At 70.8% G+C, this 24,283-nt stretch carries 18 protein-coding genes and 2 pseudogenes; 9 read left to right on the top strand and 11 right to left on the bottom strand.

Annotated features, from left to right (window positions below; genetic code table 11):
- The 3 genes and pseudogenes from GT354_RS27700 to GT354_RS27710 form a co-directional block, all read right to left on the bottom strand.
- Window positions 1-696: pseudogene (locus GT354_RS27700) on the bottom strand (ABC transporter permease); the annotation flags it as partial.
- A complete protein-coding gene (locus GT354_RS27705) occupies window positions 693-1,373 on the bottom strand; it encodes an ABC transporter ATP-binding protein (RefSeq protein WP_161359103.1) in 681 nt (226 codons plus the stop codon). The pseudogene GT354_RS27700 and the gene GT354_RS27705, both read right to left, overlap by 4 nt.
- Entirely contained in the window at window positions 1,370-1,894 is a 525-nt protein-coding gene (locus GT354_RS27710) for a PadR family transcriptional regulator (protein ID WP_161359104.1), read from the bottom strand. Before GT354_RS27710 ends, GT354_RS27705 begins: the two co-directional genes overlap by 4 nt.
- A gap of 546 nt (window positions 1,895-2,440) precedes the next feature.
- On the opposite strand from GT354_RS27710, the gene GT354_RS27715 reads away from it, so the two are divergent.
- Entirely contained in the window at window positions 2,441-3,187 is a 747-nt protein-coding gene (locus tag GT354_RS27715; protein WP_346012198.1) for an ABC transporter ATP-binding protein, read from the top strand.
- Window positions 3,184-5,946 (top strand): ABC transporter permease, encoded by a 2,763-nt coding sequence (locus GT354_RS55920; RefSeq protein WP_161359105.1) that lies wholly within the window; start codon window positions 3,184-3,186, stop codon window positions 5,944-5,946. The genes GT354_RS27715 and GT354_RS55920 overlap by 4 nt, the downstream gene beginning before the upstream one ends.
- 104 nt (window positions 5,947-6,050) lie before the next feature.
- Here GT354_RS55920 and GT354_RS27725 read toward each other — a convergent pair whose 3' ends face one another.
- Window positions 6,051-7,166, bottom strand: a complete 1,116-nt coding sequence (locus GT354_RS27725; RefSeq protein ID WP_161359106.1) for an NAD-dependent epimerase/dehydratase family protein — start codon at window positions 7,164-7,166, stop codon at window positions 6,051-6,053.
- Window positions 7,167-7,446: 280 nt separating this feature from the next.
- Complete coding sequence (locus tag GT354_RS27730; protein WP_161359107.1) at window positions 7,447-8,304, bottom strand: chitosanase; 858 nt, start codon at window positions 8,302-8,304, stop codon at window positions 7,447-7,449.
- Window positions 8,305-8,923: 619 nt separating this feature from the next.
- Here GT354_RS27730 and GT354_RS27735 point away from each other — a divergent pair.
- Genes GT354_RS27735 through GT354_RS27745 form a run of 3 tightly spaced genes read left to right on the top strand, consistent with a single transcriptional unit; the run spans window position 8,924 to window position 12,505 of the window.
- Window positions 8,924-10,201 carry a discoidin domain-containing protein gene (locus GT354_RS27735; RefSeq protein ID WP_237535512.1) on the top strand — a complete coding sequence of 426 codons (1,278 nt, stop codon included), beginning with the start codon at window positions 8,924-8,926 and terminating at the stop codon, window positions 10,199-10,201.
- A gap of 46 nt (window positions 10,202-10,247) precedes the next feature.
- Window positions 10,248-11,549, top strand: a complete 1,302-nt coding sequence (locus GT354_RS27740) for an MFS transporter (RefSeq protein ID WP_161359108.1) — start codon at window positions 10,248-10,250, stop codon at window positions 11,547-11,549.
- Window positions 11,546-12,505, top strand: coding sequence for a hypothetical protein (locus GT354_RS27745; RefSeq protein ID WP_161359109.1), 960 nt, complete (start codon window positions 11,546-11,548; stop codon window positions 12,503-12,505). Before GT354_RS27740 ends, GT354_RS27745 begins: the two co-directional genes overlap by 4 nt.
- A gap of 171 nt (window positions 12,506-12,676) precedes the next feature.
- Here GT354_RS27745 and GT354_RS27750 read toward each other — a convergent pair whose 3' ends face one another.
- Window positions 12,677-13,201, bottom strand: coding sequence for a GNAT family N-acetyltransferase (locus tag GT354_RS27750; protein ID WP_346012199.1), 525 nt, complete (start codon window positions 13,199-13,201; stop codon window positions 12,677-12,679).
- A 255-nt stretch (window positions 13,202-13,456) separates the two neighbouring features.
- Here GT354_RS27750 and GT354_RS27755 point away from each other — a divergent pair, with 255 nt between their 5' ends.
- Both GT354_RS27755 and GT354_RS54580 read left to right on the top strand, forming a co-directional pair.
- Entirely contained in the window at window positions 13,457-15,460 is a 2,004-nt protein-coding gene (locus GT354_RS27755; RefSeq protein ID WP_161359110.1) for a hypothetical protein, read from the top strand.
- A gap of 178 nt (window positions 15,461-15,638) precedes the next feature.
- Window positions 15,639-16,085 (top strand): SdpI family protein, encoded by a 447-nt coding sequence (locus tag GT354_RS54580; protein WP_161359111.1) that lies wholly within the window; start codon window positions 15,639-15,641, stop codon window positions 16,083-16,085.
- Window positions 16,086-16,933: 848 nt separating this feature from the next.
- On the opposite strand, the pseudogene GT354_RS54585 reads toward GT354_RS54580, so the two are convergent.
- Window positions 16,934-17,467: pseudogene (locus GT354_RS54585) on the bottom strand (YbhB/YbcL family Raf kinase inhibitor-like protein); the annotation flags it as partial.
- A gap of 186 nt (window positions 17,468-17,653) precedes the next feature.
- Here GT354_RS54585 and GT354_RS27770 point away from each other — a divergent pair.
- Together GT354_RS27770 and GT354_RS27775 are read left to right on the top strand one after the other, a co-directional pair.
- Entirely contained in the window at window positions 17,654-18,379 is a 726-nt protein-coding gene (locus GT354_RS27770) for a GntR family transcriptional regulator (RefSeq protein WP_161359113.1), read from the top strand.
- A gap of 70 nt (window positions 18,380-18,449) precedes the next feature.
- Window positions 18,450-18,740, top strand: a complete 291-nt coding sequence (locus GT354_RS27775) for a hypothetical protein (protein WP_346012200.1) — start codon at window positions 18,450-18,452, stop codon at window positions 18,738-18,740.
- Between the two features lie 47 nt (window positions 18,741-18,787).
- On the opposite strand, the gene GT354_RS27780 is transcribed toward GT354_RS27775, so the two are convergent.
- The 4 genes from GT354_RS27780 to GT354_RS52820 form a co-directional block, all read right to left on the bottom strand.
- Entirely contained in the window at window positions 18,788-20,617 is a 1,830-nt protein-coding gene (locus GT354_RS27780) for a hypothetical protein (RefSeq protein ID WP_161359114.1), read from the bottom strand.
- Window positions 20,618-21,104: 487 nt separating this feature from the next.
- Complete coding sequence (locus GT354_RS27785; protein WP_161359115.1) at window positions 21,105-22,157, bottom strand: right-handed parallel beta-helix repeat-containing protein; 1,053 nt, start codon at window positions 22,155-22,157, stop codon at window positions 21,105-21,107.
- Between the two features lie 198 nt (window positions 22,158-22,355).
- On the bottom strand, window positions 22,356-23,816 hold the full coding sequence (gene accC / locus GT354_RS27790; RefSeq protein ID WP_161359116.1) for an acetyl-CoA carboxylase biotin carboxylase subunit: 1,461 nt from the start codon (window positions 23,814-23,816) through the stop codon (window positions 22,356-22,358).
- A 30-nt stretch (window positions 23,817-23,846) separates the two neighbouring features.
- Window positions 23,847-24,283 (bottom strand): biotin/lipoyl-containing protein (locus tag GT354_RS52820; RefSeq protein ID WP_346012201.1); only part of this gene is annotated, 437 nt, incomplete at its 5' end.

The following is a 24,283-nucleotide window of genomic DNA, read 5'->3' on the forward strand; positions in this document are numbered from 1 at the left end:
CAGGCGCAGCGCCGCGAGCCGGCGGTCGCGCCGTTCGCCGCCGAACCGCACGGCGGTGGCGATGAAGACCGCGACCGGCGTCAACAGGGCCACGAACATGACGATCACGAGCAGCAGCAGCCGGGCACCGTACGGATCACTGGGAATGTCGTTGCCGAACCGCGAGATCCGATGCACCGACGACGAGTCGGCGACGATGGTGTCGCTGCCCGCGTAGTAGGCCAACTCGTCCGGTCCGATCAGTCCGACGTCGCCGATCTCGCCGACGGTCCGATACGGGAACCGTTCCTTGAGCAGTCGCCCCTCGCCGGACCCGAGCAGGTCGGCCAGGGCGGGCGAGACCACGATCTCGCCGGGCTTGGGCAACTGCGTCAAGCCCGGCGGTACCGGCGCCCGAGGCCCCTCGGGGCGGACGATCCGGCCGCGGATCCTGGCCTTCTTGTACTCGGTGTCGGTCTGGGCGACGAGCAGGGTGCCCGCGCCTGCTTCCGGTTCCTGGTACGACCTGGAGATCTCGTCGCGACCGCGGTCGCGCTTTTCTCGGGCGGAGAGGGCGTCGGGAATCGCGGTGGTCAGGAGCAGCAGCGCGACGCCGAGCCCGACGCCGACCGCGGTCAGCAGCGTACGGGTCCAGCCTTCGCGGCCGCCGGTGACCGCGAAGCCGAAGCCCATCCTGAGGTCACGGAACCACGTCATGCGGCACGCGCCATGTCACGCGACTTCCCGTCGCGGACGACGATCTCCCGGTCGGAGTAGGCGGCGACACGTACCTCGTGGGTGACCAGTACGACTGCCGCGTCGGTGGCACGGGCGGCCTGGGTCAGCAGCTTCATCACGCGCTCGCCGTTGATCGAGTCGAGCGCGCCGGTGGGTTCGTCCGCGAAGACCACGCGAGGGCCGGTGACCAGCGCGCGGGCCACGGCCACTCGTTGTCCCTGGCCGCCCGACACCTCGCCGGGGCGCTTGTTGGCTATCTCGGAGACCTCCAGCCGGTCCATCCATTCGACCGCGCGCGTCTCGGCGGCCGCGCGCTTGACACCGTTCAGGCGCAGCGGCAGGGCGACGTTCTCCACACAGGTCAGTTCGGGGACGAGTTGCCCGAACTGGAAGACGAAGCCGAAGTCGCTGCGCCGGAGCGCGCTGCGGCCGGCGTCGGACATGGTGGACAGTTCGCGGCCGCCGTAGCGGATCGAGCCGGAGTCGGGGCGCACGATGCCGGCCAGGCAGTGCAGCAGGGTGGATTTGCCCGAGCCGGAGGGGCCCATGACGGCGACGACCTCGCCGGCGCGAATGGCGAACTCGGCGCCGTCGAGGGCGGCGGTGGTGCCGTATGTCTTGTGCAGGTCGATCGCGATGAGTAGGTCGTCGGTCACTTCCGAACCTCCAGGGTGAGTTCGCCGAGACGGGCGGTGGTGAGTTCGAGCCACCGGATGTCGGCTTCGAGGTGGAAGAGCGCGTGGTCGCAGATCAGCCGGTCGCTCAGATCGCCGTTGAGCTTGCGGGTGGTGAGCTCACGCATCAACCGCAGGTGCTCGGAGCGTTGGACGTCGAGCAGGTCCGCCGCGTCGCGACCGCTGAGGAGGGCGAGGACGACCTTGGTGTAGAGGGTCGACTGAAGGTACGGCTCGGGCTTCTCGGGCTGGGCGAGCCACTGCTCGACGTCGGTGACACCGGCGTCGGTGATGGCATAGCGCTTGCGCTCGGGGCCACCGCTCGTCTCGATGCCGTCTATCGTGACGAGACCGTTTTTCAGCAGGCGCGACATGGTCGAGTAGACCTGACCGTAGGCCAGTGGACGGTCGTGCCCGAAGCGCTCGTCGAACTCGCGCTTGAGGTCGTAGCCGTGGCAGGGACCGGACTCCAGGAGCCCGAGAAGGGTGTGACCGATGGACATGCGGAGGACTATACCCCCTGTGTATACCTGCCGCGTATAGCCTCCTCCGGCTTGAGCGTCGAACACCCACGAGCACGACCGCGAGCACCGCGAGCACCGCGAGCACCGCGAGCACCGCGAGCACCGCAAGCACCGCAAGCACCGCAAGCACCGCAAGCACCGCAAGCACCGCAAGCACCGCAAGCACCGCCGGCACGGCGAGCACCGCCGGCACGGCGAGCACGGAAGGTGTAGCCAGCACCCCGATCTTGTGGGTGCCGGCACCCTCGCCCCACCCCCGGCCCGCCTCCTAGCGTCGTCACGGTGACAACAGCACTGCCCGCGCCGGGCCGCCCGTGTGCGACGCCGCAACCGATGCCGGGGGAGAAGTACATGTTCGGACGGTCTCGACCCACCGCACCCGACCCGGCGGCCGAACCGTCGACCGCCCCGGCAACCGCAACCGCGCCCGCGCGCGGTCCCGGGGCCCAACCGTCCACCGCCCACCCGGCCGGATCAGCGGCCGGAGCCGGAGCCGCGGCCGAACCGTCGACCGCCCCCGCAGCCGTGACCCTGCGCTCCGTGAGCAAACGCTACGGCCGCGGTGACGCCACCGTGCACGCCCTGCGCGGCGTCGACATCGCCCTGCCCGGAGGCAGTTTCACGGCGGTGATGGGTCCTTCGGGCTCCGGCAAGAGCACGTTCCTGCAATGTGCGGCTGGGCTCGATCGCCCCACGTCGGGTTCGGTGCTGCTCGGCGACACGGACCTGACCCGACTCCGGGAGAACGCGCTCACCGACGTACGGCTGACCCGAATCGGGTTCGTGTTCCAGTCGTTCAACCTCCTCCCCGCCCTGACCGTGCATCAGAACGTCTTGCTGCCCTTGAAGTTGGCCAAACGTCGCGCCCGCCCCGAGCGGGCCGAGGAACTGCTCACCCGGGTCGGACTGCCGGGAATCGGGCGCCGCCGACCGGCCGAACTGTCCGGTGGCCAGCAGCAGCGCGTGGCGATCGCCCGGGCCCTGGTCACCGATCCCGATGTGGTCTTCGCCGACGAGCCCACCGGCGCCCTGGACACCACGAGTGCCGCCGAGGTGCTCGCGCTGCTGCGCGAGGCGGTCGACGACCTCGGCGCGACCGTGGTGATGGTCACCCACGAGCCCGCCGCGGCCGGATGGGCCGATCTCGCGCTGTTCCTCGTCGACGGCGTGATCGTCGATCGACTCGCGGAGGTCGAACCGGAACGAGTCGCCGACCGCATCCGACACCTCACCACCGCCGCCGCTCGCGCGCGGACCGGGCAGGTTCGATGACCACCGGCCTCGCCCGCGCGTCGATCCGGTCCCGCCCGTCGGCGTTCGTCGGTACCTTCGTCGCCGCGTTCTTCTCCGCCGCCCTGATCGTCGCCGCGGGTACCCTGCTCGGCGCGGCGACCGGCGCGAAGCCGCCGTTGCACCGGTACGAACGAGCCCCCGTACTCGTCGCCGAGTCCCCACGAACAGACGACGATCCCCTACCGGATCGCCCCCGAGTCGACGCCCGCCTGACGGAGCGCCTCGCCCGCCTGCCCACGGTCGACCGTGCCGTCCCCGACACGACCTTCCCCGTCACGATCACCCGACCGGCCACCATCACCGACCGCGGCGCCCGCACCCACCCCGCCGCACGCACCGAACCCGACCCCATCGCGCACCCGGATCCGCGTCCGCGCCCCCTCCCCCTCCCGGCAACCGGCCAACCCGCGGCGTCCATCGCCCTGTTCGCCCCCGATCCGGCCATGCTCGTCGGACGCGCCCCAGGCCCCGGCGAGGTCGTCCTCGACGCGGCCACCGCCCGAACACTCCGCGTGGCACCGGGAGATCGAGTCACCCTGACCACCTCCGCCGGCACCGCCGCGTACGCCCTGTCCGGCACCCTGGACGCGTCCACCCGCACCGGTACCGCCGCGTGGTTCGCCGACCGCGACGCCGACGCGCTGTCCGGGCACCCGGGCCGAGTCGACGCCATCGCGCTGCTGCCCAAGCCCGGCACCGCCCCCGCCACCCTGAGGCAACAAGTCCGCGCCACACTCGCCGAAGCCCGAACTGAGGCCCAAACCCAAACCCGAACCCAAACCCGAGCCGCACCCCCACCCGCACCCGCAGCCGCACCCCCACCCGCAGCCGGAACCCCAGCCCACCCCGGAACCGAAGCCCCCGTGGAAACCGGCACCGCCCACGTCTTCACCGGATCCGCCCGCGCCGAGTTGGAGAACCCGCAACACACCCGCACCAAAGCCGGCATGGTGAGCATCTGCATCGTCATCGGCGGAACCTGCCTGTACATCTCGCTCTTCGTCGTCGCCACCACGATGTCCCTGTCCATCGCCCAACGACAGCGCGAGACCGCTCTGCTGCGCGGGATCGGCGCCCGCCCCGGGCACATTCGCCGGATGGTCGCCGCCGAAGCCGTCCTGGTCTCGCTGCTCGCCGTGGCCACCGCCTATCTGCCCGGCCTGTGGCTGGCCCACCGCATGTTCGCGTCGATGGCCGACCACGACCTCGTCCCCGAGGGCGCGCGCCTGGGATACGGCCTGATCCCGGTCCTGGTCGCGCTGGGCGCGAGCCTGTTCGCCGCGGTACCGGGAAGCCTGCTCGCATCGCACCGTGCCGCCCGGTCGAGGCCCGCCGAGGCGCTGGGCGAATCGCTCGTGCCTCGGCGCGGGATCGGCCCGTTCCGTGCCCTGCTCGGGCTCATCGCGACGGCCGGCGGCGTCTTCCTCACCGTGGGCGTGCTCGCCGACGGCGGCCCTACCGCGAACAAGGCCGCGCCCTTCGCGATCCTGCTGTTCCTGGTGGCGGTGTCGCTGCTCGGGCCGTTGCTCGCCCGCGTGGTGACCGAACTGTCCTCGCTGCCCCTGCGGTTGCTCGGCGCCGGCGCCGAACTGGCCACGCAGCACGGGCGGGCCCGATCGCGCCGGCTGTCGTCGGCGATCGTGCCCGTCGCGTTGGTCGTCGCGTTCGGCTGCGTCAAGCTCGGCATGAGTACGACGATGGCCCACGAGGCCAAGGCGGAGGGTCGGGCCGCCCTGGTCGCCGACCGCGTCGTGCGAGCGCCCGGCGGCCTGCCGCCGACCCTCGTCCACGAGGTCGCGGGGGTGTCGGGCGTGACGGCCGCGGTGGGACTCGACGACGTACCGGTCCTGATCGGCGCCGACGGCCGCGACCCGCGTCCGGGTGACGACGAGGTGAGCGGCCGGGCGTTCGCCGGGACGGACCTCCCGAGCGTGCTCGATCCGCGAGTGCGCGCGGGCCGCCTCGGGGACGTACGCCCGGCGGCCCTCGGCGCACCGGCCGATGCTGCGGGTACGGTCGCCCTGTCGGCCAGGCTCGCCGAGCGAGCCGGGGTGACGGTCGGACAGCGCGTCCGGATCCGGCTGGGCGACGGTATGCCCATCGCCCCCACCGTCGCCGCGATCCACGACCTCGGCCTGGGCGTCGGTGACGTCCTGCTGCCCCGGGCCACGCTCGCCGGGCACACGACGTCGCCGATGACCGACACCGTGTTGATCCGGATCGCGCCCGACGCCGACCGGGCCGGCGTCGACCGCGCGCTGACGGCGGCGCTCGCGCCCGTACCCGGAGCGCAGCTGCGCAGCGCGGACGCGTTCGAGGCGGCCCAGGACCGGAGCCTGGACGAGAGCACCTGGCTGGAAACCGCGGCGCTTTCGGTGATCGCGGGGTTCGCGGCGATCGCCGCCGCCAACACGCTCGTGATGATCACCTTCGAGCGACTGCGTGAGGTGTCGATGCTGCGGTTGATCGGGGCCCGCCGCCGGACGATCCGGCGGATGGTCCGAGTGGAAGCCCTGCTGGTCGGCCTCACCGGACTGCTGGTCGGCGCGGGAGTGTCCCTGACCGTGCTCGTACCCCTGGTCCGCGACGCCACCCGGCGCGATCTGCCCTACCTGCCCCCGGTGTTGATCGTGAGCATCGTGGCCGGCGTGGTCGTTCTCGTCCTCGCGACCACGGCGCTGCCGCTGAGCCGACTGCTACGCGTGCGACCGATGGAGGGAGTCGGCCGAAGGGCGTAGGCAGAGCCGACTGCTACGCGTGCGACCGATGGACGGAGTCGACCGAAGGGCGTAGGCAGAGCCGACCGGTTCCACCCGCCCGCGCACCACCACCCGAGACTCGTTCACTCCGCGAACCCCGAGGTGCTGCGCGGGCGCCCGCCCGGCCCGCTGTAAGCGAGCCCATAGCCCGGAAGTGCCGCGAACTCGCCTTCCCCGTCGGTGAGTCGAGTTCGAACCTTGGCCCAGGCATCCATCAGCCGGTCCTCGGCCGCGTAGTCGAACGGGTCGGTCAGGATCGTCTCCTCCGCGCCGCCCGGTCGTGGTGGGTGTTCGACGAGCCAGCGGGCGGTGCGGGCCAGCGCCTCGTGGGCGGGCACCAGGTCGCGGTAGCCGAGATCCGCGCGAATGCGCGACAGGTCCAGGACCCGATGCTCCGGGGCGGGCTGCATCAGCAGCGGGCGGGCCGGCACGGCGAGTTCGTACGGCAGCGAGACCACCTCGAAGGTGTGACCGAGGGCGGCGGCGACCACGTCGATCACTTGACGAATCGTCAGGACCGTGTCGTCGGCCGCGTTGTAGATGCGCCCCGCGCTGTCCTCGGGCCGGTCCACCGCGAGCAGCAGGGCGTGCGCGAGGTTCTCGGTGTAGCCGTGGTGATGCAGCGTCAGCCCCTGATCGGCGACCACGATCCGCCGTCGGCCGTCCAACACCCTCCGTACGACGCACCATTCGCGCGGCGCGAGTTGGTGCGGGCCGTACACGTACGGGTAACGCACGTGGGTGGCCGCGGGGTGGTGGGCGAACACGGCGCGTTCGGTGCGCACGATGCGGTAGCCCTTGGCGTCCTCCCCCGGTTCGCCGACCAATGGCGAGTCCTCGGCGACGGGCACCGGCAACCCACCGGGGCCGGCCAGTCGCGGATTCATCCATCCTCGGTACGCCGGGACACCGCCGACCGACAGGAACCGCCCGGTCCGCCCGGCCCACGCCTCGGCGATGCGGCGCAGCCGCCCGTACATCGCGATCACCGTGTCGTACGTCGCGGCGCCCGCCGCCGCGCGCAATGCGTCCTCGTCGTAGGGGTCGAGGTGGACGTGCCGCACCTCGGCCGGGGTCGCGTCGGACTCGTGCGTGCCGCGATGCAGGATCGTCACGTCGTGACCACGCTCGACCAGACCCCGCACCAACGGGACGCCGGTGGGCCCGGTACCCCCGATGACCAGGACACGCTGAACCATGCCGGCTCCCCTCGTCACCCGCGCCCGAATACTTGACGCGGTCCTGCAACCGGGTGACCGTATCCGCAGGCCCGCACGGGCACAAGACGCGCCACGAACGACGGTTCGACCGGCCGCGCCGGAAAGAGGCGCGACCGGCCGAAACCCACCTGCCTACCGATCGGTCGAACCGAGGGCTCCGACCGGTGGACGTCCGACTGCCCACCGCTCCGACCGGTGGGCGCCCGACTGCCCACCGGTCGGCCGAACCACCCGCGCCGACCGATCGGGTGACCCGACGTCAGTTGTTGATGGTGTACGGGTCGCCGTAGACCTTCCAGCTCAGCGGCGGGTCGAGGTCGAAGTTGCGCTTGTTGAGGAAGACGCGCTGTTCGGTGTCGACCCGGCTGGTGTCGCTGTGCGCGTCCTCGTGCTTCATCGCGACCTTGCGGGCGTCGAGGAAGGCGTTGAGGTAGGTGGCCTCGTCGCCGCCCTGGGACGGGGGCTTGGCCTTCTTGAGGGCGTTCTTGCGGATCGAGCCGAAGGCGTCACGGTCGCCACCGTCGCCGTGCATGACGATCGCGTCGTAGTAGATGAACTGGCCGAGCGCGCCGACGCCGTCCGACTTGCCCTGGCTGACGGCGGGGTTGAAGTAGACGCGGTCGCGCTCGTCGTCCTGCGCCTTGCGGAAGGCGGAGTCGCCGGCTGCGGTCTTCCAGTCCCGCTCGAACGCCGAGCCGAGGCCGGCGTGCGAGTCGGTGCCGTCGACCTTGCGCAGCGCCGGCAGGTACTTGGCGAGCACGTTGCCGGGCTTGCGGGCGGTGTAGAGCTCGACGAGGTCGAGCATGTCTCCGGTGCCGGAACAGAAGCCGATGATGCCGGCCGTGTATCCGCGGCCGTCGTCGATGTCCTCGATGTACTTGTACTGCGACTTCCAGTCCAGCGAGGAGTTCTCGGCACTGGACACCAACTGCATGGCGATGTCCTTCTTGTGCGGGTCGTCCAGACCGATCCGCGCGGCGGCCGAGGGGGAGGCGGCCGACGACGAGTCGCCGACGGCTGCCACGGCCAGGGGAGTCGGGGCGGCCACCAGGACACCGGCGGCGACGAGGAGGGTGATGCGCTTGCGGAATCGTCCTGATTGCTGGTGCACGTGCATCTCCGTATCCGGCCGGGGACGGCCAAGGTCGGGGGGCTCGATGCGGAACCATGGTTAGGAAACTTTCCTAACCAGTGGCGGCACGCAGTATTGAAGCACCGCGCCGCTCCGACGCCAAGAGGCTTGTGAGGCAAGGAAATTGACGAACTGTCGGATGATCAAGCCGGCGCCGACCACCCGACAGGGCATCGTCCGACGTCACCGACGGTGCGCGGCTCGCGGCCGGTATCTCGACGTCCGCGACAAGTAACCGGCAATTCGTCGACAGTTCGTCGGCAGTCCACAGTGTCGTTAGTAAAGTTTCCTAACAAGTGTTGACGTCATGCCCGACCACTTGGCATCGTCTGCCGCACGGTCGGCCCCGAGGCCGCGAACCCGTACCATCCGGGGCGAGCCTTCCGTTCGGGTCATATCCGCACGCACACGCACGCGAACAGACACACGCACAGACGCACATGCACAGACGCACACACGCACATGCTCAGCGCCAGCAAGGTGATCAGTTCCCTCGACGCTGGAGGACGACGTGCATCCGTCCCTGCCCCCACCCCCGCGCCGTCGACGACGTACTCCGTTTCGGCACCGCGTCCCTCGTATCCACAAGTCCACCGCCGGCCGGTTGTCCGCCGTCGCGGCGACCATCGCCATGCTCGCCGCGGTACTGACGTTCGCCGAACCGGCGTCCGCGGCCGATGTGTTGCTCTCCCAAGGCAAACCCACCACCGCGTCGTCCAGCGAGTCGTCCTCGCTCGGGCCGGCCAAGGCCGTCGACGGCAGCGCCACGACCCGATGGGCGAGCGAGGAAGGCTCCGCCCCCGCCTGGATCAGCGTCGACCTCGGCGCCGACGTACCCATCTCGCGTGTCCGACTGAACTGGGAGGCCGCGTACGCGAAGGCGTACCGGATCGAGGTCTCCACGGACGCCTCCGCCTGGACCAAGGTCTTCGAGACCACCACCGGCAACGGCGCGACGGACGACCTGACTTCGCTGTCCACGCACGGCCGCTACGTCAGGATGTACGCGACCGTCCGGGGCACCGCCTACGGCTACTCGCTGTGGGAGTTGGAGGTCTACGGCACCGGCGACGGCGGCGGCACGTCGTTCACCGTCGTGGCCGCGGGCGACATCTCCGACCCCGGCTGCACCGCGTCCGACAACTGCGGGGCCCAGCGCACCGCCAAGCGCGTCGAGGCGATCAACCCGGACCACGTCCTGACCCTCGGCGACAACCAGTACGACACCGGCAGCCTCGCCGACTACCGCGCCTACTACGACACCACGTGGGGCCGGTTCAAGGCCAAGACCCATCCCTCGCCCGGCAACCACGAATACGACGACAGCACTCCGGCCGCGGGCTACCGCAGCTACTTCGGCAACGCCGCCACCCCCAACGGGACGACGTGGTACAGCTGGAACCAGGGCGGTTGGCACTTCGTCGCGCTCGACTCGGAGTCGTCGATGTCGGCGAACTCCGCCCAGATCCAGTGGCTCAAGGCCGACCTGGCGAGCAACTCCAAGGCATGCGTGGCCGCGTACTGGCACAGGCCCCTGTACAGCTCCGGGCCGCAGGCCGACAAGGTCAGCCAGACCGCGTGGCAGGTGCTCTACGACGCGCGCGCCGACCTGATCCTCAACGGCCACGACCACCTCTACGAGCGCTACGCGCCACAGAATCCCAAGGCCAAGGCCGACCCGAACGGCGTCCGCGAACTCATCGTGGGCACCGGCGGCGCCGACAGCTACGACTTCGAAAATCCGCAGCCCAACAGCGAGAAGCGGATCACGAGCGTGTTCGGCGTGCTCAAGTTGACCCTCACGGACAACACCTACTCCGGGCAACTCGTGCGCGACGACGGCAAACAGCTCGACTCGTTCGGCCCGGTCACCTGCCACTGACCCCCGACCGGCCCCACCCGGCCGGCGGATCGAGGGAGGACCGTCCGTGTACATAGCCACCACCCGGCGCTCCGATCAGGCCGGTGGGGTCGCGACGGCCGGGACGGCGCGCGTGAGCGCGCGCGCCGTCCCGGCCAACGTGATCGCGCTCGGCGCAGTCAGCCTGTTCACCGACATCTCGTCCGAGATGGTCACGGCCGTACTACCGACGTACTTCGTACTCACCCTGGGCCTGAGCCCGTTGGCCTACGGGCTCCTCGACGGCACCTACTTCGGCGTCACCGCGCTGGTGCGCCTGCTCGGCGGCCAGGTCGCCGACCGCACCCGCCGACGCAAGCTCGTCGCGGGGACCGGGTACGGCCTGTCCGCCGCCTGCAAACTCGGCCTTCCGCTCGTGGGCACCTCGATCACCGGACTCGGCCTCGTCCTGGCCGCAGACCGCACCGGCAAGGGACTTCGCACCGCGCCGCGCGACGCGCTGATCTCGCTCAGCACTCCCCCGGCCGACCTCGGCCGCGCGTTCGGCGTGCACCGGGCGATGGACACCGTCGGCGCGTTCCTGGGGCCACTGGCCGCGTTCGCGGTGTTGTGGGCCACGCACGACGCGTACGACGCGGTGTTCGTGGTCAGCTTCTGCGTCGCGTTGTTCGCCGTGCTGCTGCTCGCGCTGTACGTCCGCGACCACCAGGACCCGCCGGGACCGCGCCGAACGGCGACCCTGAAGGCCGCGTTCGGGCTGTTGCGGCTGCGGCCGTTTCGACGCACGTGCGTCGCGGCGACCGTGCTCGGCCTGCTCACGGTCGGCGACACGTTCGTCTACCTGCTGCTCCAACAACACTTCGACATCCCGTTGCAGTACTTCCCGTTGCTGCCGCTGGGAACCGCCGGCGCCTACCTGTTGCTCGCGGTACCGCTGGGTCGACTCGCCGACCGGGTCGGTCCGTTCCGGGTCTTCCTCGGCGGCCATGTGGCGCTGCTCGGGGCGTACGCGATCGCGGCCGCGCCGTCGGGCGCGCACCTCCCGATGGTGGTCGTGCTCGTGGCGGTACTCGGGCTGCTCGGGCTGTTCTACGCCGGCACCGACGGCGTGCTGATGGCCGCCGCCGGGCCGCTGTTGCCGGCCCATCTGCGCACGAGTGGACTGGCGTTGCTCCAAACCGGCCAGGCCGGCGCACGGTTGGTGTCCTCGGTGCTGTTCGGCGCCGGTTGGATGCTGTGGGGCGCCGACCGGGCGCTGTTCGTGATGGGAGTCGGCCTCGCGGCCTGCCTGGTGGTGGCCCGGCGGCTGCTGCCGGGACGGACCGCCGACGACCTCGACTCCCCCGACCCCTCGAAGGTGACCGCATGAAGCGCATGCTCGCGCTGCTGCTCGGCCTGCTCACCCTGGCGGGTGTCGGGGTCGGCTACGCGACCTTCGCGGCGGGGCGCCAGGACGCGTCCACGCCCGAGGTGCGGCCGCTCGACCTCACCGCCGGTGGGCAGTTGCTGTTCGTCGACACCTCGCGCACCGGCGGCCGGCGCACCGTCGGGAGCACCGCGCTCGCCGCGCCGGACGCGGCCCGTACCGACACCGGCCTGCGCTGCGAGCGGTTCTCCGTCGCGGCCGGCACCGCGGTGTGCCTCCAAACCCGATCCGGCCCGCTGCCCGGCACGGACGCGGTGATCCTGGACGGCGCCATGAAGGAAAAGCGCCGAATCAAGCTCGCCGGCACGCCCAGCCGCGCTCGGGTCTCGGCAAGCGGCGCGATGATCTCGTGGACGGTGTTCGTCACCGGCGACTCGTACAACAAGACCGGCTTCTCGACGTGGACCGGCATCCTGGACACCCGAACGGGCTTCAATCTCCTCAACATCGAGGGCATCCCACTGACCGTCGACGGAAAGCCGTACCGCGCCGCCGACGTCAACTTCTGGGGCGTCACCTTCGCCGCCGACGACAACCGCTTCTACGCCACGGTCGCCACCAACGGCCGGACCTACCTGGTCGAGGGCGACTACGCGAACTGGGAGGCGCACACCCTGCGCGAAAACGTCGAATGCCCGTCCCTGTCTCCCGACGGAACCCGCATCGCGTTCAAGAAGCGCGTCGACTCGACCAAGTGGCGCCTGCACGTCCTCGACTTGGCCACCATGCGCGAAACCCCGTTGGCCGAGCGGGAAAGCATCGACGACCAAGCGGTCTGGCTCGACGCCGACACCGTCATGTACAACCGCGGCTCGGACCTGTACGCCACCCCGGCCGACGGCACGGGCACCCCCCACCGCATCGCGGAACACGCGGCCTCGGGCGCGGCCGTCGGATAACGAGAACCGGGAGTCGGGGCGGATCCGGGCCCGGGTTCGCCGGGTTCGAAGTCGAAGTCGAAGTCGAAGTCGAAGTCGGGGCCAGGATCGGGCATCAGGGAGCCGGAGCCGGGAGCCGGAGCCGAAGTAGGGGCCGGCAGCGGAGAGACCCCCGCTGCCGACCCCTCGGGACTACGCCTGGAACAGGTCCGACGCCGTGGCGCGGAAGCGAGCCGTGGTCGCGTCCTCGCTCCAGCGACGCAGCCCGGCCTTCTCCAACACGCGAACCGAGGCCGGATTCGCCAACTCCACGTCGGCGTACACCGTGTGCACGTCGGAAGAGCTCAAGCCGAACTCCACCAGGGCCCGCGTGGCCTCGGAGGCATAGCCTCGGCCACGCCGGGAAGCCACGATCCCGTAGCCGACTTCGAGCGCACCCTCACTCGGCGGCCAGAGCAGACTGATGGAACCGACCGTCAGCCCACTTGCCCGCTCGACGATCAGGCGATGACCGTACTCACCGGCCTCGTCCGCCTCACCCGACTGTCCGCCGATGACACCGGCGATGACGCGGTCTCCCTCGGCGGGAAAATCCTCCGCCCAATGTGCCAGACGAACGTCGCCGACCACGGCAGCGATCTCGCTCGCGGACCACCGCCGCAATACAAGGCGCTCCGTGGTCGGATCCCCACCGGACAACGAAAAAGAAAAAGACACGCGATACTCCTGGTCGCTCGAAACGACCGGGCCGCGAATCAACCTCGCGCGACCCGGGCTGGGGCATGGCGATGAAGCATCCGGCGAACCATATTCATCAACCTCCCTCGTCCCGGCGACAGTCGCGCCAACCGCGCGTGTCCAACCGTACCAAGCCACCCGAACGCCCCCGCCCCGCCCCACCATCGCCGAAATCCGATCCCCCACGCCCACCTTCGCCGCCCCGATGTCCGGGCAGCGGGCTAGAAATGCTCCATGGCACTCAGCTTTGATGCAATCGACGACAAGGGCGTGGGCTCCGCCGTCAACGGATTGATCCAAGCGACCGGCAGTTGGCAGGCCGGCTCGCTCGCGGGTCTCGCGCGGATCGGCGAGTATCTGACCGGCACCTGGGACCCGCCGGCCGGACAGCACGGCCCCGACCGGGTCGGCTACGGCGAATGGGCCACGCTGATCGGCCGGATCGGCGCCGTCGCCCTGCGCGCGGCGGCACCGTCGACCCGACCGGAGCACCGGGAACGCCTGCTCGCCTTCCTGGACGTGTGGTCGCGGACCGTATTCGTCGACGCCCAAGCGCGGTTGCGTACCGGAATCGTGTGGGAGTCGGTCTGGAAGCGGCCCGCGATACGCAACGAACACGGGGCCACGATCGCGCTGTGCCACCTGCAGGACAGCGCCACCGTGCTCGAATTCCGTACCGGGGACGCCGAAGCGCCCGGACTGGGCCCGATCGAGGAGGTCGTCGAACCACGGCGCGCCGACTGGGACAGCGCGGGCCGGATCCGGCAACTGGTGGATCTGGTACGCACCCGCGGCCCGATGCCGTGGGATCCCGAAGCGGTCGCCCTGCTCGTCGACGCCACCGGGATGTCCCGCGCCGGGGCCGCCCTGTTGCTGGCCGCCAACCCTGGTGCGCGCAGGTCCACCGAGCCGTTCCTGGACCCCGAGGAGCGACGCGTTCTGGGCCTCGGGGCCGCCGAAGTCAAGGCGGGATGCGCCGAGTTGCTGTTGCTGACGGACGAGCAACGACTCGACCTGTTCGCCGATGCCCTCCCACCGGACCCGGCGGACCTGTGGACGGCGGCCGGCCCGCGCCACGTCGCGACCCACATCGCGGCCGCGTGGCGGGCTCGGTTCGGTCACCACGTCCCGGTCCCCGAGCCCTCGCGCGCACTGATCGCCGCGCTGGATCCGCGACGCCCGGCCGCCGAACTGTGCACGGTTCTCGCCCACCCCGCCGGCGAACCACTGATCGCCGAGGACCTGGACACCTGGCCCCACGCCTCCGGCTCGGGCATCGGCCTGGTCGCCGGCTCGGCCGCGGGCGACCTGCCCCGCCGGATGAGGCTCCTGCTGCGCGACGTGGCCACGCTCGTGCCGACCGTGTACGCCGAACTCCCGGCCGGCGATCCGCTCCGGGAGGGCCTGCCGGACCTGATCGAGGGACTGCGCGCCCGCCTGAGCCACCCCGGGCTGCTGCTGGATGCCGCCGACGTCTTCCCGGAGATCACCGTCGACGACCTGCGCGAGCGTTTCGGCCCGACCCCCTACCCGAGCCCGGAGCCGTTGACCGCGCCGGCGTTCGACGACGGACTGACCGTGGCGGTCGGCGCCCCGCCCCCGACGTTCTACGGCCGACACAAGCACCGCGCCCGCCTGTACTTTCGTCCCGCCCTGCTCGACGTCGACGCCGAGCAGACGAAGCGGCTCGCCGACGAACGGGGCTACTACGGCAGGGACGTCATCGCGCACGTCCGCCTGATCCGCGGCGCCTACTTCACCCACGTGATCGAGCGGGTGCGTTCCGGCGCGCTGCCCGCGGGCACGTACGAGTCGAACCCCGCCGCGAGTGTGCCCGAACTGGTCGGCCGGGTCGCCGAGTCGCTGACCCTGTCACCCGACGCGGCCACGCTGTACCTGCAACTGCTCGCCCTGGAAACGCCGACCGACCGCGGCGTACGCACCTGGAACGGCTGGACCCCGACCCGCCACCGCAAGGCCGCGGCCGCCCTCGTCGACGCGGGCCTCGCGGTCGCCGACAAGCGATCCCGCGCCGGTCGAGGCACCTTCCTGCCGGGCCCGTGGGCGAGCGCCACCAAGCCGTTCCACCCCATGGAGACCTGGAAGGCAACCTTCCTCGGCATCCGCCTCGTCCCCGGCAGCCTCGTCGTCTACTACCGCCCGACCCTGGGCCGAACCCTCCCCGAACTGTTCACCGAAGCCTGGGACCTCGTCGAACAAGGCGCGGGCCCCCGGTGAGCGTGTCACCACGTCCGACCAGGGTTGGCGTGCCCAAGCGGCCGAAGACGAGGACGACAGCGCCCTCGGCGACGAGAACCCATCGCGCTACGGTAGCGATGACGCCCACATGGCAAAGCACGCGCAGGATGGAACGGGAAACCGATCGGACGCACCGGAAAGCAGCTCACATATGTGAGTGGGGCAGCAGCCTCTCCACACCCATGACGACGACATCGATCCGACCGAAGGACGAACCATGGACCCGGCCGGGGGTTTGGCATTTGCCGTAGGGCTGATCACGCTGGGCGCGGTCATCCATTACGTGAAGAAGCAGGTCGCGAGCGGAAGCATCCAGCGCAACTCCGCGATCGGAATCCGAACCAAGGCCACGATGTCTTCGGACAACGCATGGGAGGCGGGCCACGCCGCAGCGGCCCCGCTGCTGACCGCGACGTACCTGACCGCCTACGCGGCGGGTGCGATCACGGCGGCGATCACCGTGGCAGCCAAGCTGAGCGACATCGAGAAGCCGGCTGCCATCGCAATCCCCGTGGCCGGAATCGCCGCAGTTCTCGCGCTCCTGTCCGTATCGGCAGTCAAGGCAAACTCGGCCGCCCGCACAGCCGGCCACACCGGAACATAGTTCGGCGCACGGCGGTCGCGGCCCAGGCACGGTAGGCGCGGGACGGCCGGCCACGAGGGCTCGGAGGTCGCCGAGCAGTTCCCGGGCCCGAGCAGCCGTGAGCCCGAAGTCCCGAAAGTCGGCCGGGATGTGGCCGGCCCGCACGAGGACCGGCCGGCCGCGCTCGGCTGCGGAAGGGGCGCGGACGGCGACGACCGCTCCGAGCGCCCGGGAGGGCCTTCCGATCGCTGCGTTCGGTGGTGGGCGTCGCGGTCCACACCGAAAGCCCGGAAGGCCCTCGCCTGTTCAGGGTCGGTCCACCATGCGCTCCCTCGCCGACCGCCGCGCGCAGTGCGCCCCCAGGCACGTTCGCGACGTGGTCACCCGGCGGCCCTCCGGCGGACGGTGCGCTCCAGGATTCCGAGGGTGGCCTTGAGGGCGGACTCGGGGATCACCGGGAAGGTGAGGCGCTTCCTCCACTCGTCGTCCAGCTCCGACCAGTCGTAGTACGACGTGACCAGGGTGCCGCCCTCGGCCGGCTCGAGTCGGTAGCCGTAGACGTGGCGCACATGCGGCCGGATCAGGCCGCCCTCGACGGTCCAGGCGATCTCCTCGTCGGGGGTGAGCTTGGTGATGACGACCTCGACGTCGTACTTACCCAGGGGAAAGTCCCCGAGGGCTTCGCGGTCCATGTGGACCAGGAACCGATCGCCCGCCTTCGTGACCGGTTGTCCTTCGGCGTCGAGGAGCATGCCCGACGCGTCGATGTCCACATGGCCCTTCGGGTCGCTCAGGACCGCGAAGATGGCGGCGGCATCGGCGGGAACGAGGCGGGAGACCTCGATCCGTTCCAAGTATTCGCCCACGCGCGGCGTTTCCGCCGTGGCGATCAGGACCGCGCGGCCGAGGATGTGCGAGGCCATGGCGAAGCCGAGGTAGGCCGGAGTGGCGTCTGCGGGAACACCGATGGACGCGACGTCGAGCGCGTGCACCACGACGAAGTAACGGTGCGCACCGTGCCCCGCCGGCGGAGCCGCGCCGATGAAGCGGGCCGCGCGGGCGTCGTTGGGCAGCTGAAACGCGCCCTCGGGTATGCCCGAGCCGCTGTCGTCCCCGGCGCCCTCCGGCAACTCGGTGACGCCGGCGGGGATGTCGGCGACCGCCCAGTGCCAGAACCCGGATCCGGTGGGGGCGTCGGGGTCGTAGACGGTGACGGCGTAGCTCTTGGTCCCGTCCGGGGCGCCGCTCCACGACAACTGTGGGGAGACGTCCTTCCCGCCGGGGACCCCGGAGATACCGGAGAGCTGCTCAATCGACCAGGCGCCGCCGTCGGTGACGGTGGTGCTGGTAACGGTGAAGGAGGCCGCCTCGGGGAGGCGGGCGAAGGGGTTGTCGGCGCTCATAACGTCGTTCGCCTTTCAAGTCGGGCCATCTCGTGGAATGGCGGCGATGCGGCCGACAGCGGGCCCGAGGCGCAACGTGCGCCACGGCCTCACCCGAGCGGCGATCTCGCCGCCGGCGCCGATCGCCAGTACATCGACGATAACATAAACAATCGATTATTCTTCACATCGTCTATGCTGTTGCACATGACTCAGACGACGACCTCGTCCCCGACCCCGACTCACACCCCGACCTCCTCGGGAAAGCAGATGCTCTCCGAGCAGGTGTACGCCCGCCTGCGGGACGCGATCATGCGCGGCGACTATGCCCCCGGCGACCCCCTCAAACCCCAAGACCTCGCCAAGGAACAGGGCGTGAGCCTGGCCGTCGTGCGTGAAGCGCTCGTACGAGTGGTCGGCGAGGGCCTGGCCGACCGACTGCCCAATCGCGGCTTCGCCGTCCCGGCCTTCTCCGATCACCGCTGGCAGGAGATCGCCGAAGCCCGCCGAACCTTCGAACCGGTCGTGCTGCGCCTGTCCGTCCAACGCGGCGATCTCGATTGGGAGGCCCGCGTACGAGCCACCCACCACCGGATGGCTCGCACCCCGGTGTACACGCCGGAAGAGACCAAGTACTACAGCAGCGACTGGGCCGAAGCTCATCGGATCTTCCACCGCGCCCTGTTGGAGGGCTGCGGCAACACCGTTCTGCTGGAGACCTTCGACCGGATGTGGACCGCGAGCGAACTGGCCCGTCGCTGGTCGGCCCACCGCAACCCCGACCGCGACGGCGTCCTCGAACACCGCCGCCTGGAGGAGGCCGCCCTGGCCCGCGACGCCGACACCGCAGCCGAGGTACTGACCCGACACCTCACCCAGACCGCGGCCGGACTGACCGACTGCACCCACCCCGACCCCGTACCGCAAGCCTGACGCCCCCCGGACCGGCACCACCACGGCCGCACCCGATCACCGACCCCGAACCGGGCCCGGCGTCCCGGCGGTGGTCGGCCCGCTGGTGCTGTGGGGCCTGGGCTACGGCGCGGTACCGGTCACCCTCCAGACCTGGATCCTGACCGCGTCCCCCGAAGCGCCCGAGGCGGCGTCCGCGCTGTACGTCTCGACGTTCAACCTCTCCATCGCCCTCGGCGCCCTGCTCGGCGGATTCGCCGTGGACTCCCTTGCGACCGCGAGCGTGCTGTGGATCGGCGGCGCCCAGGCGATCGGCACGCTGCCGCACCCCGGCCGACACCGAGCGACGACCCGACCCGCCGAAGCCACGGATCACCCGTGAGGGGCCACCCGTAGAGACCCGAAGACCGACTCCACAGTCGCCACCGATCAGCGCGACGTCACGCAGAACCTGCGTTCGGCCGCGAACGGATCGCGGGGAATGCGCAGCGTGGTGCGCCTGACGGCCCCGGTGAGGTTGGCGAGGAAGCGGTCGGGGGTCAGCGGTTCGCGGGTGGAGGCGAGCAGTTCGGCCAGGGCCCCACACGTGAGCGCGTGTCGGGCGGCGGCCAGGGACGCGGCGGAGACGTCGACGATACCCGGCGGGACCAGGGTGACCGCCGGATCGAGGTCGAGGGCCAACAGCCAGGCGGTGTCGAGGAGTTTGCGGTGACCGGGCCATTTGGTGCGCCAGTCGGACGGGTACTCCAGATGCGCGCCGATCGTGTTGGCCAGGCCCCAGACCTCGACGATCCGTTCGTCGAGCGGAACAATCTGCCCCGTCGCCCCGAGATAGCCACCGGGCACCGAGACATGCGCGTCCCGATACACCGGATTCAACGGCAGCACCGCACCCGGCTCCCCGTCCGCCCCGACAAGCACCAGCACCGGCCGCTCCTGCCCTCGCCCTTCGCCGAGTGCAACGGCCCTGCGCAGACCGGGAAACGCGGCAACCCAGTCCGCCGCGGTATCGGGGTTGGCCGTCCCGGTGATCCCGATGTCGGTGTTGCGCACCCGAACCGCGGTCGCCGTATCGCTGCGGTGATACGCACCGGGATTCCACGGCCCCACGCACAGCACCGCCCACAGGGCCACCAGCACCACCGCCGCCGCCGTAACCCGCCGGGCGGGAACGAGCAGAACCGGCAGCAGCACGAGAAACATCGCCGGCAACAGCATCCGGGCGTGCATGTAGTCGCCGCCGAGCCGGACCACGTAGACCACCAGGGCCGACGCCGCCGCAAGCGGCGTCAGCAACACGGCCAGGCGAGCGCGATCCCCCGATCCCCTCGTCACGACCCCGGCCAGAACCACGCCGAGCAGCACCGCGGGTACGTACAGCCAGTAGGGCGACGCGAAGTCGGCGGCATAGCGCAGCCCACGACCGATCTCGCTCGCGCCCGGTTCCTTGGTGAGCGCGGGCAGCGGCACGAGCAGGCCGTAGTACCCCATCCGAAAGACCTCGTACGCCGCCGGCACCGCCACCGCCGCGGCCACCTGACACCCGGCGCCCCGCCACCCCGGCCGCAGCGCCGACCACGCGCCCACGAGGAAGAACCCGGTGACCAGGGCCAAGTCCGGCCGCACCAACACACCCAACCCGAACCACGCGGCATGCAAGGCCTGTTCGCCCGAACCGACGCCACCGGCACGGCCGCCGCGCACCAACAGCCACCAACACCCGCCAAGCCACAACGTCCCGAGCCCGGTGTCGAGGCCCGCCGTAGCGAAGTCCCAAAAGGGCGGCAGCGCGAGCGGAACCAGCACACCGGCGGGCAGCAACCGCAGCGGACCGGACGCCGCATACAACCGGCGCGTCGCGTCGAGCGCGACGGCGAGACCGGCCGTGGTCAGGAACAGCCCCGCGTAGACGGCGATTCCGCCGAGGTCGCCGGGCAGGACCGCGCCCAGACCCACCAGGATCCACTGCCACAGCGTGCTGGTGTTCGCCTCGATCCGCTCGTCGACGTTCACGACGGGGCCGTGCCCGGCCAGGATCTGACGCACGGTACGCAAAAAAATGAGGCCGTCGTCGGTCAGTGCCCGGTGCCGCCAACCGAGCACCGCCAGCGCGACGGTGGGAAGCAGAACCATCGCGGCGTTCCAGCGCCGAGCCCGCCGCCCCGTGTGCGGGTTCCCTTCGGGCGGCCGGCCGACGACACCGATCTCGTCGGGCGCGACGCGGGCCGCGGGCACGGTATCGGAGGCGGGGATCGACACGTCTGTTCCTTCGGTCCGAGAACGACACGACCTACCCCCAGCGGGACCGACGGCCTACCGTTCACCTGGTCACCGGGCCGGCCCTGGTGACCGCACGGCAACGCACTCGCCCCCCACCCTGGCCCGAAACCCGCCGCACACGCTCCCCCGGTGTCGTGTCCCGACCCACTTCACCCACTCGGTCCAACCGGAACCCACCCGCGCGCGTGGCCGACCGCCGCACCGGCCGGCACGCGAACGCGGCACGCGCCGGGCCGTCACAGATCGGCGAGGAGGTCGTCGAGGGCCTTGTCGAGGGCTTCGGAGTCGGCCCGGCCGAACCATGCACTGCCGGCCGGGGATCGCCCGACCGCCCGACCGCTCCCGGCCCGGACCGAGACGTGCCGTCCGAGCCGGGAGCAGGTACGAGGCTCGCGCCTCCTGAAAGTTCACCGACGCACGAGGCCCCCATCCACTCGCGAACGGGTCTCGTCGCCTCGCGGTGTCGTCAGCAGTGGCCCACCGGCTCCGAGATCGCGCACACGTTGCGGGTGAAGGTGTTGGTCGCCTTCGCGTCTCGATCGGCCAGGTCCGACGGGGCGTTGCCCAGGGCGACGTTGTCCGTGATCTCGTTGGCGGAGGTGGGCCCGCCGGAGAAACTGGGAACCAGCGCGATGCCACCGGACATCGAGGAGTCGCCCCTGTTGTCGCGGATCTCGTTGTCCGTCACGCGCGTCTCCCGGGCGCCGGTGAGGACGATGCCCGAGCCCTGGATGTGTTCGATGCGGGCGTTCGCCGGGCAGAACTTGTTGTTCTCGTTGATCCGGTTGCGCCGGATCGTCATCGCTCCGGCCACCGGCTGTGTCTCGTCGCCGACGATGAACACGCCGGCGCAGTTGGCGGTGAGCACGTTGCGCTCGATCGTCAGCATCCGGCCGCGGCGGACGTGTACGCCCAGCCGGTTGCCGGCCGCGTGGTTGCCGACGATTCTCGTGCCCATCGCGTCCGGGGTGTCGCCGAGGAAGAGGCCGTCCAAGCCGTTGTCGTCGGCGGTGTTGTCCGCGAGCACGCCCCGGGTGGAGATCTCCTGGCCGATGCCGTTCTCCCCGTTGGTGTGGGCGACGACGCGCCGAACCGTCATCCGGTCGGTACCACTGGCCCAGATACCGGACTTGGCGAATCCCGACACCGTGAGCGACTCGATCCGCACGCCGCCGACCGGATGGTCCGCCGTGCCCAGGACGCACAACCCGTGCCCGGCGGCGCCGCACGCGTTCGCGGCGGCGGCCTCGCCCGGAGCCCGGGTGATCACGGTACGCTTCCCCGCCCCGCTGATCCGCAGGTCGTCCTTGGTGATCAGGACCCCACCCGCGTACGTGCCCGCGAGGAGCCTGATCGTGTCACCCGGGGCGGCGTGATCCACCGCCTCCTGGATCGAGCCCCCGGCGTGGACGACGTGGACCGCGTTCGCCTGCGCGGGCGACGACATCCCCAGGCCGGAAGCGGCGAGGGCGGTCAGGGCGGTGACTCCGGCGAGCCGGCGAAGGTGTCGTGCCTGCATGGCGGGTGATCTGCCTTTCACGGTAACGGCGTTCGACTGTCGGGCTCGACGACGGGCTCGACTGACGGGATCGACTTACAGGAGGAACCGACGGGTGCATCGGTCGGGTTCGACCGTCAGGCGCGACCGTCGGGGTTCGAGAGAAGCGGATTCGGACGAACGGTTCGAGTCGGCAGGCGTTCGGCCGGCCGGCACGCGTCACACCACATGCACCGACTGCGGCCGTACAACGGCCCCGTCCGCCGACGCCGCCGGGGAGTCCGAGCCCGCCCCCACCGCGTCCACGTCCGGGACCGGGTCCGCCTCCCGGGCCTCGTCGGTCATCGTGTCCACGAGATCGGTGGTGTGCTCGGCAGCCCGGAACACCGGGTGCGCGAGGGTGCGCCGGAGGAAGCCCAGCGTCGTGCTGATGCCGCGCCCGCTCACCCGAAACTCGCCGAGCGCCCGGTTCGCCCGAGCCAGCGCCCGATCCCGGTCGGGCGCCCACACGATGGTCTTGGCCAGGAGCGAGTCGTAGTCGGGCCCCACCGTCCAACCGGCATACGCATGGGTGTCCACGCGCACGAACTGCCCACCGGGCGGTACGAATTCGGTGATGTGGCCGGGAGTCGGCGCGAAGTCGCGCAGCGGATCCTCGGCGTTGACGCGGCACTCGATCGCCACGCCCCGCACCGAGATGTCGTCCTGACGCATGGTCAGCGGCAGCCCCGCCGCGACCCGGATCTGTTCGCGGACCAGGTCCACACCGGTGATCATCTCGGTGACGGGATGCTCGACCTGGAGCCGACAGTTGACCTCCATCAGGTGGTACTCGTACGTGGGCGTGAGCACGAACTCGAACGTGCCCACCCCGACGTAACCCACCGCGACCGCGCCCCGAAGCGCGTCGGCGCACATCCGCTCGCGCACCTCGGACGGGAGGTTGGGCGCAGGTGCCTCCTCGACGAGCTTTTGGTGCCGACGCTGTACCGAGCAGTCTCGTTCGCCGAGGTGGACGGCCGCGCCGTGTCGGTCGCACAGCACCTGGACCTCGATGTGCCGGGCGCCCTCGACGAACCGTTCCAGGTAGAGGCGTTCGTCACCGAAGACGGACTGGGCCTGGGCCCGGGTCTCGGTGTAGGCCCACACCAGTTCGTCCGGATGTCGCACCACGCGCATGCCGCGCCCACCGCCGCCCGCGACGGCCTTGAGGATGATCGGATAGCCGACCTCGGCCGCGATCTCGGCGGCCTCGGCCGGCGATGCCAACGCGCCGCGACTGCCCGGCAGTACGGGCAGTCCGGCCTCGGCCATGATCGCCCGGGCCTGTGCCTTGTCCCCCAGCCGCTGCACGACCTGCGGCGGCGGGCCGATGAAGGTGATCCCGTGCGCCGCGCAGATCTCGGCGAAATCGGCGTCCTCGGACAGGAATCCGTAGCCCGGGTGGATCGCCTCCGCGCCCGTGCGCAGCGCGGCCTCGATGATCGCGGGGATGTTGAGGTAGCTGGCTCTGGCCGGCGGCGGACCGATGTGTACGGTCTCGTCCGCGAAACGAACCACGGCCGAGTCACGGTCCGCGGTGGAGTAGACGGCGACGCTGCGGATGCCCATCTCACGACAGGTACGTGCCACCCGCAGGGCGATCTCTCCCCGGTTGGCGATGAGCACGGTCGAGAACACGCGAATCACCTCGATCGGTGTTGGCGGTGGTCAGCGGTGGTTGTCGTGGCTGCTGTTGCCGTTGTTACCGCTCCGGCCGTTGTTACCGATTCGGCCGTTGTTGCCGCTCTGGCCGTTCCGGCCGTTGTCGCCGCCCAGGACACCCTGGCCGCGCCGACCACCGTGACCGCCGTAATCGGCGTGACCGTCCCGACCGCCTCCGTCGTCGTGGTTTTCGGTGGTCCGCTCGATGGTGATCAGCGGCTGCTCGAACTCCACCGGGTGCGCGTCCGGGGTGTGCAATTCCACGACCGTGCCGCCGACCTCGGCGGTGATCGTGTTCATCATCTTCATCACTTCGAGGATCCCGATGGTCTGCCCCACCCGGACGGTGTCCCCCACGCCCACGAACGGCCTTGCCCCGGGCTCGGCCGCGTGGAAGAACGTGCCCACCATCGGCGCGCGTACCACGTACAGCCGGTCGCTCT

Source organism: Streptomyces sp. SID3343 (assembly GCF_009865215.1).
Taxonomy (GTDB): Bacteria; Actinomycetota; Actinomycetes; order Streptomycetales; family Streptomycetaceae; genus Embleya.

Bases quoted from the DNA above. Each gene is read 5' to 3' on its own strand.
- GT354_RS27710 (WP_161359104.1), bottom strand. From the start codon at position 1,894: ATGTCCATCGGTCACACCCTTCTCGGGCTCCTGGAGTCCGGTCCCTGC.
- GT354_RS55920 (WP_161359105.1), top strand. From the start codon at position 3,184: ATGACCACCGGCCTCGCCCGCGCGTCGATCCGGTCCCGCCCGTCGGCG.
- GT354_RS27725 (WP_161359106.1), bottom strand. From the start codon at position 7,166: ATGGTTCAGCGTGTCCTGGTCATCGGGGGTACCGGGCCCACCGGCGTC.
- GT354_RS27730 (WP_161359107.1), bottom strand. From the start codon at position 8,304: ATGCACGTGCACCAGCAATCAGGACGATTCCGCAAGCGCATCACCCTC.
- GT354_RS27745 (WP_161359109.1), top strand. From the start codon at position 11,546: ATGAAGCGCATGCTCGCGCTGCTGCTCGGCCTGCTCACCCTGGCGGGT.
- GT354_RS27755 (WP_161359110.1), top strand. From the start codon at position 13,457: ATGGCACTCAGCTTTGATGCAATCGACGACAAGGGCGTGGGCTCCGCC.
- GT354_RS27770 (WP_161359113.1), top strand. From the start codon at position 17,654: ATGACTCAGACGACGACCTCGTCCCCGACCCCGACTCACACCCCGACC.
- GT354_RS27785 (WP_161359115.1), bottom strand. From the start codon at position 22,157: ATGCAGGCACGACACCTTCGCCGGCTCGCCGGAGTCACCGCCCTGACC.